The 15,913-nt window shown below is 70.1% G+C and carries 14 protein-coding genes and 2 pseudogenes; 9 read left to right on the top strand and 7 right to left on the bottom strand.

Annotated features, from left to right (window positions below):
• The first annotated feature begins 173 nt into the window (after positions 1–173).
• The 4 genes from SH922_RS32095 (at position 174) to SH922_RS32110 (ending at position 5,918) form a co-directional block, all read left to right on the top strand.
• A complete protein-coding gene (locus SH922_RS32095) occupies positions 174–536 on the top strand; it encodes a hypothetical protein (protein ID WP_393062013.1) in 363 nt (120 codons plus the stop codon).
• Complete coding sequence (locus tag SH922_RS32100; protein ID WP_393062015.1) at positions 533–4,888, top strand: DUF6531 domain-containing protein; 4,356 nt, start codon at positions 533–535, stop codon at positions 4,886–4,888. Before SH922_RS32095 ends, SH922_RS32100 begins: the two co-directional genes overlap by 4 nt.
• Positions 4,876–5,370 carry a barstar family protein gene (locus SH922_RS32105; protein WP_393062017.1) on the top strand — a complete coding sequence of 165 codons (495 nt, stop codon included), beginning with the start codon at positions 4,876–4,878 and terminating at the stop codon, positions 5,368–5,370. The genes SH922_RS32100 and SH922_RS32105 overlap by 13 nt, the downstream gene beginning before the upstream one ends.
• A gap of 89 nt (positions 5,371–5,459) precedes the next feature.
• A complete protein-coding gene (locus tag SH922_RS32110) occupies positions 5,460–5,918 on the top strand; it encodes a hypothetical protein (protein WP_393062019.1) in 459 nt (152 codons plus the stop codon).
• Between the two features lie 196 nt (positions 5,919–6,114).
• Here SH922_RS32110 and SH922_RS32115 read toward each other — a convergent pair whose 3' ends face one another.
• Positions 6,115–6,429 (bottom strand): hypothetical protein, encoded by a 315-nt coding sequence (locus tag SH922_RS32115; RefSeq protein ID WP_393063844.1) that lies wholly within the window; start codon positions 6,427–6,429, stop codon positions 6,115–6,117.
• 38 nt (positions 6,430–6,467) lie between these two features.
• A pseudogene (locus SH922_RS32120) lies at positions 6,468–6,620 on the bottom strand (IS630 family transposase); the annotation flags it as partial.
• Positions 6,621–6,628: 8 nt separating this feature from the next.
• Here SH922_RS32120 and SH922_RS32125 point away from each other — a divergent pair.
• On the top strand, positions 6,629–6,811 hold the full coding sequence (locus SH922_RS32125; RefSeq protein WP_393062021.1) for a hypothetical protein: 183 nt from the start codon (positions 6,629–6,631) through the stop codon (positions 6,809–6,811).
• A gap of 7 nt (positions 6,812–6,818) precedes the next feature.
• On the opposite strand, the gene SH922_RS32130 is transcribed toward SH922_RS32125, so the two are convergent.
• Positions 6,819–7,205: a VOC family protein gene (locus SH922_RS32130; protein ID WP_362548300.1), complete on the bottom strand. Its 387-nt coding sequence runs from the start codon at positions 7,203–7,205 to the stop codon at positions 6,819–6,821.
• A gap of 77 nt (positions 7,206–7,282) precedes the next feature.
• Here SH922_RS32130 and SH922_RS32135 point away from each other — a divergent pair, with 77 nt between their 5' ends.
• Together SH922_RS32135 and SH922_RS32140 are read left to right on the top strand one after the other, a co-directional pair.
• The gene (locus SH922_RS32135; protein ID WP_393062023.1) at positions 7,283–7,924 is read left to right on the top strand and encodes a nucleoside/nucleotide kinase family protein; all 642 of its coding nucleotides are present in this window, start codon (positions 7,283–7,285) and stop codon (positions 7,922–7,924) included.
• A gap of 68 nt (positions 7,925–7,992) precedes the next feature.
• Positions 7,993–9,123, top strand: coding sequence for an aminopeptidase P family protein (locus SH922_RS32140; protein WP_393062025.1), 1,131 nt, complete (start codon positions 7,993–7,995; stop codon positions 9,121–9,123).
• Positions 9,124–9,147: 24 nt separating this feature from the next.
• On the opposite strand, the gene treZ is transcribed toward SH922_RS32140, so the two are convergent.
• A complete protein-coding gene (gene treZ / locus SH922_RS32145) occupies positions 9,148–10,908 on the bottom strand; it encodes a malto-oligosyltrehalose trehalohydrolase (RefSeq protein WP_393062027.1) in 1,761 nt (586 codons plus the stop codon).
• A 166-nt stretch (positions 10,909–11,074) separates the two neighbouring features.
• Here treZ and SH922_RS32150 point away from each other — a divergent pair, with 166 nt between their 5' ends.
• On the top strand, positions 11,075–12,430 hold the full coding sequence (locus SH922_RS32150; RefSeq protein ID WP_393062029.1) for a GH1 family beta-glucosidase: 1,356 nt from the start codon (positions 11,075–11,077) through the stop codon (positions 12,428–12,430).
• Here the strand turns inward: SH922_RS32150 and SH922_RS32155 are convergent.
• Positions 12,402–12,622, bottom strand: a pseudogene (locus SH922_RS32155) (hypothetical protein); the annotation flags it as partial. The gene SH922_RS32150 and the pseudogene SH922_RS32155 sit on opposite strands and share 29 nt — an antisense overlap.
• 132 nt (positions 12,623–12,754) lie before the next feature.
• Positions 12,755–13,711 (bottom strand): GNAT family N-acetyltransferase, encoded by a 957-nt coding sequence (locus SH922_RS32160; protein ID WP_393062031.1) that lies wholly within the window; start codon positions 13,709–13,711, stop codon positions 12,755–12,757.
• A gap of 175 nt (positions 13,712–13,886) precedes the next feature.
• Here SH922_RS32160 and SH922_RS32165 point away from each other — a divergent pair, with 175 nt between their 5' ends.
• Entirely contained in the window at positions 13,887–14,456 is a 570-nt protein-coding gene (locus SH922_RS32165; protein ID WP_393062033.1) for a DUF1707 and FHA domain-containing protein, read from the top strand.
• 18 nt (positions 14,457–14,474) lie between these two features.
• On the opposite strand, the gene lpdA is transcribed toward SH922_RS32165, so the two are convergent.
• Positions 14,475–15,896: a dihydrolipoyl dehydrogenase gene (gene lpdA, locus SH922_RS32170; protein ID WP_393062035.1), complete on the bottom strand. Its 1,422-nt coding sequence runs from the start codon at positions 15,894–15,896 to the stop codon at positions 14,475–14,477.
• Positions 15,897–15,913 lie beyond the last annotated feature (17 nt).

Consider the following 15,913-nt stretch of genomic DNA (forward strand, 5'->3'; position numbering starts at 1 on the left):
CCGGTCCGTCGCCTCACCGGCACAGACGGTGGTGCGCCGGGGCGCCCCGCTGATCACCCCGGTGCTGGAGTGCTGGTGGGAGGTGTGGCGGGGCGAGGGTATTCCTGACGGGTTCATGATCGGTCAAGGCTAGAGTGGCGCTGTGCAGTCGGTATCGGGGGAGGGCATCACGCATGGGTGACGGCAAGGACAGCGGCGAGGTCCTGGACATCAAGACGGCGGACATCAAGTCAACGGCGCCGGTCTTCCACACACAGGGCAAGAATCTGAGCACGGCGCTCACCACCCTCGTCACCACGCTGGACGGGCTGGGTGCGCCCTGGGGCGACGACGAGCAGGGCAAGGCGTTCGGCGACGCCTACCGCCCTCAGCAGAAGGCCATCGAGACGGCCGCCGGCACCCTTGTTCTCGGCCTGGTCAGCATCCATGAAGCGCTGGCCGACCTGTCGGACGGGCACGTGGACAACGACGAGCTGATCGCCGGAATGTTCAAGAAGGCGAAGCCGACTGACGGCCACGACCAGGGTGACAAATGAGCATCGAGGACGAGGCCAAGGATCTTCTGCTCAAGCTGGGCCTGTGGTGGCCGGATGCCAACTCCGGCACGCTGCGCAGCGTGGCCGACGCCTGGCGGGCCTTCGCGGACTCGGTCGACGATGTCCGTACGCCGGTCAACAACGCGGCCACCACGCTGATCGCCAACAACAAGGGTGAGGCGATCGACGCGTTCTCGACGTTCTGGGAACGCTACGCCAAGGGCAACGACACGGGCTGGCTCAGCGACCTCGCCGGGTCGTCGCGGGAGATGGCGAAGGCGCTGGACAAGTTCGCCGACGCCATCGATGACGCCATCACTAAGCTGTGGACACAGATAGGCATCGATGCCGCCGTCATCGTGGGCGGCATCGCGCTGGCGTTCTTCACCGCCGGCATTGCCGCCGGTGCGGCCGCTCTGGCCACCGAGGCGCTGATCGAGTTCGGCCTCACCATGGGCGTCGCCGTCTCCACCACCGTTGCCGAGATCGCCGCCGGCACACTGGTCGCGGCGGCGTTCGGCGGCATCGAGTCGGTGTCGATCGACCTCGCGGTCGCCCAGCCCCTGAAGATCGCCACAGGTCTGCAGAAGGGCTTCAGCCTGGACGAGATCAATGCGGCGGCCCGGGACGGCATGATGTACGGCGGGCTGTTCGGCGCCGGCGCCGGTGTGGCGAAGGCCGGTGTGGAGGGGAGCCTGTTCACGGGTGCCGACGGCGTGCCGCTGATGCTGCGGCCCCCGGCGCTCCGCCCCGACCTGGTCGAGTTGGGCCCGGCGGCCCGTCCCTGCAAGAGCACCCCGTGTGTGGGCGAGCCGATCGACGTGGCGACCGGTGCCATGCTGATGACGCAGACCGACCTGACTCTCCCGGCCGGACTCCCGCTGGTCTTCGAGCGCACCCACCTGTCCTCGTACCGGGGCGGAGTCTGCTTCGGCCCCACCTGGGTCTCCACCCTGGACGAGTGCCTCCAGATCGACGGGGAGGGGGTGGTCTTCGCCGCCGCCGACGGGATGCGCCTGGTCTACCCCGTTCCGCTGCCAGGCGGTCCCGTACTGCCCGTCAAGGGAGCCCGCTGGCCACTCGAATGGGACGGCAAGCCCGACGGTGTCATGACCGTCACCGACCCGGCCACCGGAGTCGTCCGCACCTTCTGCACCCCCTTGCCCTCGGGCACCCACGGCGTCTTCCACCTCCCCCTGGAAAGCTGGCACGACCGCAACGGCGCGCGGATCGAGGTGGAGCGCACGGCCGACGGCATCCCCACGGCGCTTCGCCACTCCGGCGGCTACTACCTCGCCGTCGACACCGAAGGGCCGCGCATCACCGCCCTGCGCCTGCTCGACCGGGCACCCTCGCTCTACGAGCCGGTGCAGCCCGATGGCGCGGGCAGCGGTACGGTCGTGACGCGGTACGGCTACGACGCGGCGGGCAACCTCACCGAGGTCATCAACTCCAGCGGCGAACCGCTGCGTTTCACGTACGACGCCGAGGGACGGGTCACCTCCTGGACCGACCGCAACGGCACCTCTTTCGCGTACTTCTACGACGCCCGCGGCCGCGTCGAGCGCACCGAAGGCAGCGAGGGCTTCCTCTCCGGGGCCCTGGCCTACGACGACGAGACGCGCACCACCACGTACATCGACTCCCTCGGCCGGCAGTCAACGCATCGCTACAACGCCGCGGGCATGGTCGTCGAGGAAACCGATCCGCTCGGCCACACCACCCACACCGAGTGGGCGGTCAGGGGCGACAAGCCCCTCTCGGTCACCGACCCGCTGGGCCGTACGACGCGATATGCCTACGACGAATCCGGCAACCTCACGGCGGTCACCCTGCCGGACGAGTCCGCCGCCCGGGCCACGTACAACGAGTTCGGCCAACCGACGGAGGTCGTCGAACCCGGTGGGTCCCTGTGGCGGCACATCTACGACGAACGCGGCAACCTCCGCATCACGACAGACCCCCTCGGCGCCGAAACGCACTGCGCCTACGACGAGTCGGGCCATCTGTCCGCCGTCACCGACGCCCTCGGCCACACCCGCAGGCTCACGTCGAACGCGGCCGGACTGCCCGTCGCGGTGACCGACGAGCTGGGACACACCACGGTCGTACGCAGGGACAGCTTCGGCCGCGTCGTCGAAGTCGTCGATCCGCTCGGCCGGACCACGCGCACGGGCTGGACCACCGAAGGCAAGCCGACGTGGCGCGAGTACCCGGACGGCACACGCGAATCCTGGACCTGGGACGGCGAGGGCAACCCGCTCACCCACACCGATCCCGCGGGCAACACCACCGGCCATACAGCCACACACTTCGACGTCCCCGCCACCCGCACGGGCCCGGAAGGCGCGGTGTACGCATTCGCCTACGACACCGAACTCCGGCTGACCACGGTCACGAACCCGCAGGGAGGGACCTGGTCGTACACGTACGACGGGGCGGGCCGACTGGCCGCCGAGACCGACTTCAACGGCCGGACCCTGACCTATGCGCACGACGCGTCGGGCGGCCTGGTGTCCCGCACGAACGGCGCAGGCGAGACGCTGCGCTTCACCAGGGACGCGCTCGGCCGTGTCGTCGAGCAGCTCGCCGACGGCGGTGAGATCACCACCTTCACCTACGGTGTGTCGGGCGATCTGATCCACACGGCCAACGCGGACGCGGAGGTCGCCATCGAGCGCGACGCGCTGGGCCGCACGCTCGCGGAAACCGTCAACGGCCGCACGACGGCCTACGCGTATGACGTCCTCGGGCGCGTCACACGGCGCACCACGCCGTCAGGGCTGGACTCGCACTGGACCTACGACCCGACGGGGCGGCCCGCCCGGCTCGGCACCGACGCCGGCTCGCTGACGTTCACCCACGATGCGGCGGGCCGCGAGACCGAGCGCCGCCTCGGCGAAAGCGTCGTGCTCACCCAGGCCTGGGACGCCGCCCACCGCCTCACCGAGCAGACACTCTCGGGCCGCGTGAACGACGCCGACCGCCTCATCCAGCACCGCACCTACGCCTACCGCGAGGACGGCTACCTCACCGAGATCCGCGAACTGAGCTCGGGCACCCGCCGGTTCGACCTCGACGCCACCGGCCGCGTCACGGGCGTCCGGGCCCACGGCTGGACCGAGACGTACGCCTACGACACCACGGGCAACCTCACCCACGCCACGGCTCCCGCCCACGGGACAGCCGGCGACCGCGAATTCACCGGAACACTCATCCGCAGCGCCGGCCGCACCGCGTACGAACACGACGCCCAGGGCCGCCTGATCCGCAAGACCCGGGGGCTCCTCAACGGGCAACAGCGCCAATGGACCTACGCCTGGAACGCGGAAGACCGCCTGACCGAGGCGGTGACACCGGACGGCGACCGCTGGCGGTACGCATACGACCCACTGGGCCGCCGCATAGCCAAGCACCGGCTGACAGAGGACGGCTCGACCGCCGACCGCACGGAATTCACCTGGGACGACGTACGTCTCGCCGAACAGACGACACCCGACGGCCGGGTCACCACCTGGGACTACGCCCCCGGCACCCACCGTCCCCTCACCCAGACCGACCACAAGCCGCTGCCCCGGGAGCAAGGCGCGTCACTGCTGGCCAAACTGGCCGAGGACGCGGCCACGGACTTCCGTACCCGCTTCTGCGCCGTCATCACAGACGGCCTCGGCACACCGGCCGAACTGGTCACCGTCGACGGGGAACTCGCCTGGCAGCGGCGCACCACCCTGTGGGGCACGAGTCGTCCGACTGCGACCGACACCACGTCGGCGGACTGCCCGCACCGCTTCCCCGGCCAGTACGCGGACCCCGAAACCGGTCTGCACTACAACTACTTCCGCTACTACGACCCGGAGACCGCCCGGTACATCAGCCCCGACCCGCTGGGGCTGGAACCGGCGCCCAACCCGGCAGCCTATATCCCCAACCCCCACAGCTGGATTGATCCCCTGGGGCTGTCAGGTTGCACGAATCCCAAGCCGGGAGAAACTCTGGGGGACGTTGAGAAGGTTCGTGGATGGGTGCCCAAGACCATTCCCGAAGAGTCCCTTCAAGTCCTTCGGGACATGAAAGAGTATAACCTCGGCTGGTGGGGCGGGCCAGGCTTCCACGGGCCGAAGTGGTGGACCGAAACATTCGAGAACAGTGGCAAAAACGGTGGCCACCAACTTCCCCAGTACGAACCTTCGGGCAAGCCGATCACATATCAAGAATATGGGACCTATCCGGCGCCAGGTAATCCTCAGCCCGGCGGTGAACGCTGGGTGTTCGGCAGTGACGGGTCTGCCTACTACACTCCAACTCACTATCAGACGTATATTGTTGGCAGGAGCCCCAGATGGGTGGAGTGATGGAAGAAGAAGCGCGGGCAGTCCACGTTGCTCCATGGATGCATATTATTACGAAAGGTGGCGGCCTGGATCTCGATGAGCTCTTGCCCGCCTCGGGAGATGTGCACGTGGCACGTCTTAATGGCCACGATATGCCTGACGAGGAGTCGGTATTTCTCAAGTTTTGGGAAACTCTGAAGTTTCCTGAATACTTCGGATGGAACTGGCATGCTTTCTATGATTGCCTCCGTGACCTCCAATGGCTTTCATCGGATTACCACGTCCTGATCATCGAATCCGCCGAAAGTGTCCTTTCCGAGGATGGCGTGGCTCGCGAGGAGTTTTTCGGATCCCTCTGGCGTGCGGGCCAACGGTGGTCCTACACCAAGCGGCCGGAGGGCTTGACCCTCAGTAAGTTCTCCGTTGTCCTGTCATGTAGCGAGGAGGCTGCGGCGGGGCTCGCGAGCCGCCTTGCAGAATTTCAGGACCAACGCCACGCCTGAGAGTGATGTTGCTTCTCCTGTCCGTGATCGACAAGAGTCACTGGCCGGCGTTCGTTCCTCCGCCCCCGTCCTGCAGCGGAAGGTCGTCAATGAAATTCGTGAAAGTGGAGTGGGACGCGGCGATGCACGGGTTCGACCTGGACCCGAGCGCCTATCTTGCCGAGCTGCCGAAGATGCGGGACGCGTTGCCTTCCGGCGCCTGGGCCTACGCATCCGACGCGGAGCACTACAGTATGCGCAGCAGTCGTTGCGTGAAGGATCTCGAACTGGCGCACATCTCAGTGCCGACGGGTAATCGCGGCACCCTGGCGATCGAGTTTGCCGCCAACCGGTGGAAGCACGAATCCGGTCTTCGGATTCGGTACTCTGCGGTCTCGCGCTTCTCGATCGAGTACCACCGTTCAATTGACTGGATGCAGGCCGATACTGTGCTGCTCGACGAAATCCTTCCTCGGGAGGATGGCTGTCTCCATGAAATCGCACTGACAGACGCGACGATCACCATTCACTGTCAGGAAATCGAAGCCCTGTGGGGTGGCAAGGAGTGAAAAGGCCTTGGATGTCCGGGCGACCGACACGGTCGACGGCCCGGTCGTGAGCTTCACCAGCCTGGTCGGCACGAGGGACTGATCCGAAACGTCGTTGGCCGGGAGGCTCCTGCTGGCGGGCGGGGTCTACGCCGGGCGTCGACGCTTGCGCTTGATCATTGATTGTCCACACAACGGACAATGATCAAGCGCGGCCTCATTCTCGTTCGCGCCATCGGACCCAGTAGTCCACCCCATCGACCCGGTAGCGGTCCCCGCCGCCGAATCGCCACTCGGCAACCAGCAACTTCGCGGCCGTCGGTGCGTGCCGGTGCGGCGTGAGCAGCGCGGTCAGCTCGTCATACCGGGGGTCGATCCCTCCATGACCAGGACGGCGCTCGGTCCCGGCGGATCCCGCTTCGTAGCAGTGGTTCCACGCGACGAAGATCGCCCACTGCTCGCGCTCCAGCGCTACCAGGGCCTCATCCGCCGGCCACACGAAGTACTCATCCGGGGCAACGGAGAAGTCCACGTCGTGGCAATGGAAGTAGTGAGGTACCCCATCGGAGCTTCGGGTATGACCTCTCTGTCAGCGATCGCATAAAGGTGTTCCACCCGCGCCTTCTTGGCCGCGTAGTCGGGGTCGCTGGACGTCTTCCAGGTCTTCAGGCGTTGAAAGGAGACGCCTTCCTTGCGGATCAGGATGCGCAGGCCCTCGGGCGACCGGAGAGGTGGCCGCACACCGCGAGGACCACAAGACGATCGGCCACTCGTCGGTGGGCCCGGTCACGGTGGACTGCGACGTGGTGGCCGACGGAGACTCCGAGCTCATGGCCGCCGTGCCCGGCAGCGAGGACGAGACCAAGCTCCGGCTCACCGCCATCGCCGGCCCACCGGCCACGACGCACAACTGATCCGATATCACGCCGGCTGGAGCAGGTCCCAGCGGTTGCCGTACAGGTCCTCGAAGACCGCGACCGAGCCGTAGACCTCGTGCCGCGGCTCCTCCAGGAACCGGACGCCGGCCGCCAGCATGCGGGCGTGGTCGCCGGCGAAGTCCTCCGTGTGCAGGAAGAAGCCGACCCGGCCGCCGGTCTGGGCGCCGACACTGGCCGCCTGCACCTCGTCCTTGGCCCGGGCCAGCAGCAGCCCCGTGCCCTCGGTGCCCCGCGGACGCACCACGACCCAGCGGGTGCCGTCGCCCCGGTCGGTGTCCTCCACCAGCTCGAAACCGAGGGCGCCGGTGTAGAAGGCGAGCGCCTCGTCGTAGTCGCGGACGACCAGGGTGACCAGGGCGATGTGGGACATGGGTGCCTCGCGAGACAGTCGGGACAGTACGGGGAACGAAGGCCGGACACCGGCCCCGTGACGGGACAATATCCGCCATGGACACCAGCGACCTCACCGGGCTCACGGCCCGCGCCCGCCGCCTCGCCCTCGCCGGGGACCGCCGCATCCTCGGCATCGCAGGTCCGCCCGGCGTCGGGAAGTCCACCCTGGCGGAGCGGCTCGTCGACACCCTCGGCCCGCTCGCCGTCCTGGTGCCGATGGACGGATTCCACCTCGCCCAGGCCGAACTGGAACGCCTCGGCCGGGCAGGGCGCAAGGGCGCGCCCGATACCTTCGACGCCGCCGGATACGCCGCGCTGCTCCGGCGGTTGCGGGCACCGGAGCCGGGGACCGTCGTGTACGCCCCCGCCTTCGACCGGTCCCTGGAGGAGCCGGTCGCCGGCTCCGTGCCCGTACCGCCTGACGTCCCGCTGGTCGTCACCGAGGGCAACTACCTCCTGTACGGGGAGGGCCCCTGGGCGCCGGTGCGCGGACTGCTCGACGAGGCGTGGTTCCTGGAGCTCGACCAGGACGTGCGCGTCCGTCGGCTCGTCGACCGGCATGTGCGGTTCGGAAAGCCGCGGCCCCGAGCGGAGCGCTGGGTGGCCGGTTCCGACGAGGCCAACGCGCGGCTCGTCGCCCCGGGCCGTGACCGCGCCGACCTGGTCGTCCGGCTCGCAACCGGCACGCCGCCCTGACTGCTCGCGGCCGGGCCCACGGGCGGGCAGGATGCAGAGAGCCGTTCCGCGCCGCCAGGAGGTCCCGCATGTCCAGCCAGAACCAGCCCGTACCGTTCACCGCCGCCGACTACCGGGCCCGGATGACGCGGGCCGCCGAGAGCGCCGCCGCTGCCGGACTCGCGGGCGTCCTGGTCGCGCCCGGCCCCGACCTCGTCTACCTGACCGGCTACCAGCCAACCGCGATCACCGAGCGCCTCACGGTCCTCGTCCTCACCGCGGGCCAGGACCCGGTGCTGGTCGTACCGACCCTGGAGGCCCCCGACGCCGAGAAGGCCGTCGGCGCGCCCGCCCTGACCCTGCGCGACTGGACCGACGGCAAGGACCCGTACGCCGTCACCGCACCCCTGCTCGACGCGCAGGGCCGGTTCGGGATCAGCGACAACGCCTGGGCGATGCATCTGCTCGGCCTCCAGCAGCTGCTGCCCGCGACCTCGTACGCCTCCCTCACCGAGGCGCTGCCCATGCTGCGTGCCGTGAAGGACGCCCATGAGCTGGACCGCCTCGCCGCCGCCGGAGCCGCCGCCGACGCCACGTACGAGGAGATCCTGAAGGTCCGGTTCTCCGGCCGCAAGGAGACCGACGTGGCGGCCGACCTGGCCCGGCTGCTCACGGAGTTCGGGCACTCCCAGGTCGACTTCACCGTGGTCGGCTCCGGACCGAACGGCGCCAATCCGCACCACGAGGCGGGCGACCGGATCATCGAGCGCGGCGACATGGTGGTGCTGGACTTCGGCGGCCTCAAGCACGGCTACGGCTCCGACACCTCCCGCACGGTCCACGTCGGCGAGCCCACCCCCGAGGAGCAGCGGGTCCACGACATCGTGCGGGAGGCACAGGCGGCGGGCTGCAACGCGGTGCGGCCCGGTGTCGCCTGCCAGGAGATCGACCGGGCGGCCCGCGCCGTCGTCACCGAGTTCGGTTACGGGGAGCGCTTCATCCACCGCACCGGCCACGGCATCGGCGTCACCACCCACGAACCCCCGTACATGATCGAGGGCGAGGAGCAGCCGCTCGTCCCCGGCATGTGCTTCTCCGTCGAGCCCGGCATCTATCTGCCGGGCCGGTTCGGCGTCCGGATCGAGGACATCGTGACCGTCACCGAGGCCGGCGGCCGGCGCCTCAACGCCACCGCGCGCGAACTGGCGATCGTCGAGTAGAGGCGGGCGGCCACCGGCAGCCGATCAGTCGTCGGCCAGTACCACGCACGACTCCGGCGGCAGATGCAGTACCCCGTCCGCGCCGGGTGCGTCGACGGGCAGCCAGGCGGCCAGCACCCGGCCCCCGCCGCTGCGGTGCCGGCCGCCGCCCAGCGGGATCGTGGCCGGCTTCTCGTCGAGGTTGACCGCGATCCGCAGATCGCCCCGCCGAAACGCCAGCCAGCGGGCCTCGTCGTCGTACGCCGTCCGCACCGTCGCCAGGTCCGGGTCGCGGAGGTCGGGCAGGGCACGGCGCAGCGCGATCAGTTCGCGGTACCAGGCGTGCAGGCGGGCGTGCGGTTCGCGCTGCGGTTCGCTCCAGTCCAGGCAGGACCGGTCGCGGGTGGCCGGGTCCTGCGGGTCGGGGATGTCCTCCTCGGCCCAGCCGTGCGCCCCGAACTCCCGTCGCCTGCCGGTGCGTACGGCCTCGGCGAGTTCCGGATCGGTGTGGTCGGTGAAGAACTGCCAGGGCGTACGGGCGCCCCACTCCTCACCCATGAACAGCATCGGGGTGAAGGGACCGGTCAGCACGAGCGCCGCCGCGCAGGCCAGCAGGCCGGGGGAGAGGGAGGCGGCGAGCCGGTCGCCGAGCGCCCGGTTGCCGATCTGGTCGTGGGTCTGGGCGTAGCCGACGAAGCGGTGTGCGGCGCTGCGGGTGACGTCGACGTGGCGGCCGTGCGTACGGCCCCGGAAGGTGGAGTACGTGCCGTTGTGGAAGAAGGCGCTCGTCACGGTCTTGGCGAGCCCGGCCAGCGGGGCGGCGGCGAAGTCCGCGTAGTAGCCCTGGGCCTCACCGGTCAGTGCGGTGTGCAGACAGTGGTGGAAGTCGTCGTTCCACTGGGCGTGCAGACCGATGCCGCCGGACTCGCGCGGAGTCGTCGTGCGCGGGTCGCAGAGGTCGGACTCGGCGATGAGGGAGAGTGGGCGGCCCAGTTCGGCGGCGAGCGCGTCGGTGGCGGCCGACAGCTCCTCCAGGAACGTCAGCGCCCGGGTGTCGGCCAGCGCGTGGACGGCGTCCAGGCGCAGCCCGTCCAGCCGGTAGTCGCGCAGCCAGGCGAGCGCGCTGCCCAGCAGGAAGGCCCGTACCTCGTCGGATCCGGGCGCGTCCAGATTGACCGCGGCGCCCCACGGGGTGTGGTGCGTCTCGGTGAAGTACGGGCCGAAGACAGGGAGGTAGTTGCCGGACGGACCCAGGTGGTTGTGGACCACGTCCAGGACGACCGCAAGCCCGAGCCCGTGCGCCGTGTCGACAAAGCGCTTCAGCCCTTCCGGGCCGCCGTACGGTTCATGCACGGCCCACAGCGACACCCCCTCGTACCCCCACCCGTTGACGCCGGGAAACGGGCAGACCGGCATCAGCGACACATGCGTGATGCCCAGCTCGGCGAGATGCCCCAGCCGGGCCGCCGCCGCGTCGAAGGTGCCCTCGGCGGTGTACGTACCGATGTGCAGCTCGTACAGGACCGCGCCCGGCAGCCCGCGCCCCGCCCAGTCGCTGCGCCAGGTGTACGTGTGGTGGTCGACGACGGCGCTCTCGCCGTCCGGCCCGTCGGGCTGGCGGCGCGAGCGGGGGTCGGGGCGCACCGGGCCGCCGTCGAGGGCGAAACCGTAGCGGTCGCCGTCCGCGGCCTCCGCCTCCTCGGTCCACCAGCCGGGCCGGTCCGGATCGCGGTCCATGGTCCGCAGCTCACCCGACAGCCACAGGGCGGCCGATTCCGTGTCCGGTGCCCATACCTCGAACAACATGCAGCGCTCCCTCGTCTCCGTGTACCGGCCCATGGTCGACAGAAGGTGCGATCTTCGACCCCACGACACTGGATCGAGCCCATTACTGGCGATTAAGGTCTGGTTCTGATCATTGCCCTGACCGGTTCCGCCCTACGCACTCCCTCTTACGGCTGTGGAGGCCGAGATGACTGTGCCGCCGTTCCCGCCCGGTTTCCTCTGGGGAGCCTCCGCCTCCGCCTTCCAGACCGAGGGCGCCGCCGACACCGACGGCAAGGGACCCTCCGGCTGGGACGCCTTCGCCGCGCAGCCCGGACGGATCAAGGACGGCACCGACACCACCCGCGGCACCGGATTCCACCGGCACTACCGCGAGGACGTCGCCCTGCTGGCCGGGCTCGGCGCCGACGCCTTCCGGTTCTCGGTCAGCTGGCCGCGCGTCGTCCCCGGCGGCAGCGGACCGGTCAACCCGCAGGGGCTCGACTTCTACGACCGCCTCGTCGACGAACTCTGCGCCCACGGCATCACCCCGGCCCCCACCCTCTACCACTGGGACACCCCGCTCCCGCTGGACGAGGCCGGCGGCTGGCTGAACCGGGACACGGCCTACCGCTTCGCCGAGTACGCGGGCATCGTCGCCGAACGGCTCGCCGACCGCGTACCCATGTGGATCACCCTCAACGAACCCGCCGAAGTGACCCTGCTGGGCTACGCACTCGGCGAGCACGCCCCCGGCCGCTCCCTCCTCTTCGACGCGCTGCCCGCGGCCCACCACCAGCTCCTCGCCCACGGCCTGGCCGTACGCGCACTGCGGGCCGCGGGAGCCGAGAACATCGGCATCGCCGTCTCGCACTCCCCGGTCTGGACCGCCGGCGAGTCCGAGGAGGACCGCTTCGGCGCCGAGCTGTACGACACCCTCACCAACTGGCTGTTCGCCGACCCGCTCCTCACCGGCCGCTACCCCGACGAGAGCTTCGCCGCACTGATGCCGGGCCCCGTCGAGGACGACCTGCGGACCATCTCCACGCCGCTCGACTGGTACGGCGTCAACTACTACAACCCCACCCTGGTCGGCGCACCCAGGGACGACGCACTCGACACCTTCGCCGGCTTCGGCATGCCCGCCGAACTCCCCTTCGGCATACGGGAGATCGAGGGATACGAGAAGACGGACTTCGGCTGGCCCGTCGTCCCCGACGGCCTGCGCGAGACCCTCATCCAGCTGCGGGACCGCTACGGAGACCGCCTCCCTCCGCTCTACATCACCGAGAACGGCTGCGCCGTCGACGAACCCACCGCGGACACCCGCCGGATCGCCTTCCTCGACGGTCACCTGGGCGCCCTGCGGAAGGCCATCGACGCGGGCGTCGACGTACGCGGCTACTTCACCTGGTCGCTCACCGACAACATCGAGTGGACCGAAGGGGTCAGCAAGCGCTTCGGCCTGGTCCACATCGACTACGAGACGCTGCGCCGTACCCCCAAGGACTCGTACGCCTGGTACCGCGACGTCATCAGGGAACAGCGCGGGTACGGGGGCTGATGCGCGACGCCGCACCGGCCCCCGCCCCCTGCTCCTGGACCAGGTGGACGCGCTCCTGCGTCACAGGATGCCCGGCCCTGGCGAACGCGGCCGCCATCGGAACGTTCCCCCGGTCGGTGGCGCCGCGATGAACTCGGCTCCCCGGTCTGCCAGGAAGCGGGTGCACTCCACGAGCAGGTCGTAGCCGTACCCGGTGTGTACGCCACCTGTGATGCCGTTGCCCGTGCCCATGTGCCTCGCCTCCTTCCTCGCCCCGGGCCGGATGCCCTCGCGGCCACCCCAGGGGCTGTCCATGGGATTTGAACGGCCCGCCCTACGATTCCGTCAGCCGTCCCACACCATGTCGAAGGCGCGCTCGAAGTTGATGTAACCCAGGCGTGCGAAGGACTTCGCCATCGGCACGTTGCCGAGGTCCGTCGCCGCCCGGATGCGCTCCACGCCGTCCTGTCCGGCGAGTACCCGGGTTCCCTCGGCGAGGAGTTCGTCGATGTAGCCGTGCCCGCGCTGCGCGGGCAGCACGCCGATGTACGCGATGATCGGGTTGTAGCTGTTGCGGGCCGGGATCACGAAGCCGACCGGTTCGCCGTCCGGGAGTTCGGCGACGCGCCACCACTCCTGCGGGGTCGAGTAGTGGGCGAACTCCTCGTCGTAGTGCTTCTCCGCGGCCTCGCGCGCCGACAGGCCGGACGCCAGGTCCTGCTGTCCGTGGGCATCGAGGGTGCCCTCCATCACCGGCGTCATCAACGCGAGGAGATCCTCGCGCCCGGCGACCGGTCGGAACCGCAGCCGGCCGCTGTCGGCCGGCACGGGGATGCCCGCACGCCACTCCAGGCGCAGCCGCTCCACGAGCATCCGGGCGCCGGTGCGCTCCATGACCCGGATGCGAGCCTCGACGACGTCACGGGCGGCCGGGTCCTCGCGCCAGTCGGGCGGCACGAACCGCCCGTACTCGGGGCGCGGCACACCAGCCGGAACAACGGCGGCGGTCGCCGTCTCCAGCAGCCGCAGCCCCACCTCCCCGCGCTCGGGCTCCGGCAGCGTGTCGTCCAGGTCGAAGAAGTCGAGGAAGAGCGGCTCCTTGCCGTCCTTGCTCCACCAGGCGATCCGCGCCACCACCCGGTCGCCCCGCAGGGCCACCCACATCCACTCCGGGCGGCGACGGCCCGATGCGAGATCGTCCGGGAGCTCGTGGTCCAGGACGTAGGACAGCCGGCAGAAGAGGTCCAGTTCCTCCGGGCCGCTGATCGGACGGACGGTCAGGCCGAGTGGTGCGTCGAGCACAAATCCCCCACAGATGTACGGGCTCGCCCCGGCGGTCGCCAGGGCGGCACGGCCGCAGACATTAGCAACGCCCGGTGTGCAGTGCCGCCGGATACTCCGGGGTCGTGCAGGTCAGGATGGCGGAAAGCGGGGTTGTTCTGGACACTCCGGGGCGGTCGGGCCGACAATTGGCTGTGTGACGTCCTCCTTCGAGTCCCACACGTATCCCGCGCGGCTGTCCGACGCCCAGCGCGACCGTGTCCTCGGTGTGCTCAGAGAGGGCGCGGCGCAGGGCAAACTCTCCCACGACACCTTCATGCGGCGCATGGAACTGGCCCTGATCGCCGGCCGTTCCGAGGAACTGGAGGCGCTCACCGCAGACCTGGAGAGCGAGGGCGGCCGCTGGTCGCGGCAGCTCTTCCGGGCCGTGAGCGGAGTCTCCGGCTTCCCCGAGCGGGTGCGCAGGGCGTGGCGGGCCGAGCGGCTGCCCAAGCTGCTGCTGCCGGCGCCGAGTCCGCGCCCCCTGCTCATCGGCCGCGACCCGGGCAACGGACTGCGCCTCAGCCACGAGACGGTGTCCCGGATGCATGCCGAACTCACCGCGCACGGCGGCCTGTGGGTGCTGCGCGACCTCGGCTCGACCAACGGCACCTGTGTCAACGGACAGCGCGTCACGGGGACGGTGTCGGTGCGCGAGGGGGACCAGGTGAGCTTCGGCAGGATGACCTTCCGGCTCTCCGCGCCGTCGCTCCTGCCGCCCGCGTAGCGCACACGCGCCTCGTACTCACGTCTGCTGGTGCAGTCCGCGGCCCGCCAGAGTGAGGAAAGCCTCGCCGACCGCCTCCGAAAGCGTCGGGTGCGGGTGGATGTGGTGGGCCACGTCGGACGGTTCGGCGTCCCAGCCGACGATCAGCTGGCTCTCGGCGATCATCTCCGAGACGTGCGGCCCGACCAGATGCACCCCGAGGACCCGGCCGCCCCGCTCCGTGACCACCTTCACCATGCCGCCCTGCCCGTGCACCATCCCCTTGGCGACGGCCGTCAGCGGCATCGTGTTGACCGCGACGTCGTGCCCGGCGTCACGCGCCTGCGCCTCGGAGAGCCCCACCGACGCGGTCTGCGGCGCGGAGTACGTCACCCGGGGCACCGCGGCGTAGTCCACCGGCGCCGGACGGAGACCCGCGAGCGCCTCGGCCACCAACAGCCCCTCCGCGAACGACGCGTGGGCCAGCCCGAGGGACGGCGGCGGCAGCAGATCCCCCACCACGTGGATGCCCGGCACGGCGGTCTCCAGCCGCGGCCAGTCCGCGGGCGTCACATGCCCGCGCTCATCGGTGGCGAGGCCCGCCGCCGCGAGACCCAGACCGTCCGTCACCGGGACCCGCCCCACCGCGACGAGCAGCCGCTCCGCCTCCACCGTCCGGCTCTCGCCGCGCGGAGTACGGACCGTGGCCCTGACCCCGTCGTCGAGCAGGGTGGCGTCCAGCAGCCGGGCCCCCACCTGCACATCGATCCCGCGCTTCTTCAGACCGCGGGTCAGATGGCGTGACACATCGGCGTCCTCCAGCGGTACGAGCCGGTCGGCGGCCTCCACCAGAGTGACCCGCGCCCCCATCGACCGGTGCAGCGAGGCGTACTCGACCCCGATCGCCCCGCCGCCCAGCACCAGGACCGACTCCGGCAGACCGGGCGCGAACAGCGCGTCGTCACTGGTGACCACGCGCCTCCCGTCGGCCCTCAGGCCGGGCAGCATCCGGGGCCGCGACCCGGTCGCGAGCACGATGCCGCGACGGGCGGCGACCTCCCCGTACCCCTCGATCCGTACGCTGCGCGGTCCGGTCAACTCCGCGCTGCCGTGCACCACTTCGACAGCCGCATGAGCCAGATGCCCCTCCACTCCACGGTGGTTGCGGGACACGATGTCGTCGCGGGTGGCGACGAGGGCCGGCCAGTCCACCGACTCCAGGGTCGCCTTCACGCCCCACCGTTCCCGGGCCTCCACGATCCCGTCGACGAGTTCGGCGGCGTGCAGCATCGCCTTGCTGGGGATGCAGCCCCGGTGCAGACAGGTGCCGCCCACCTTGTCGCGCTCGGCCAGAACCACCTCCAGACCGAGCGCCGCCGCCCGCAGGGCTGTGGAGTAGCCACCCGTGCCTCCGCCGATGACCACGACGTCGGTCTCGTTCACATTCTGCGTCTGTGTCATGTCCCCACCCTCCGCCC

This window comes from Streptomyces sp. LN549 (assembly GCF_043203805.1).
Classification (GTDB): Bacteria; Actinomycetota; Actinomycetes; order Streptomycetales; family Streptomycetaceae; genus Streptomyces.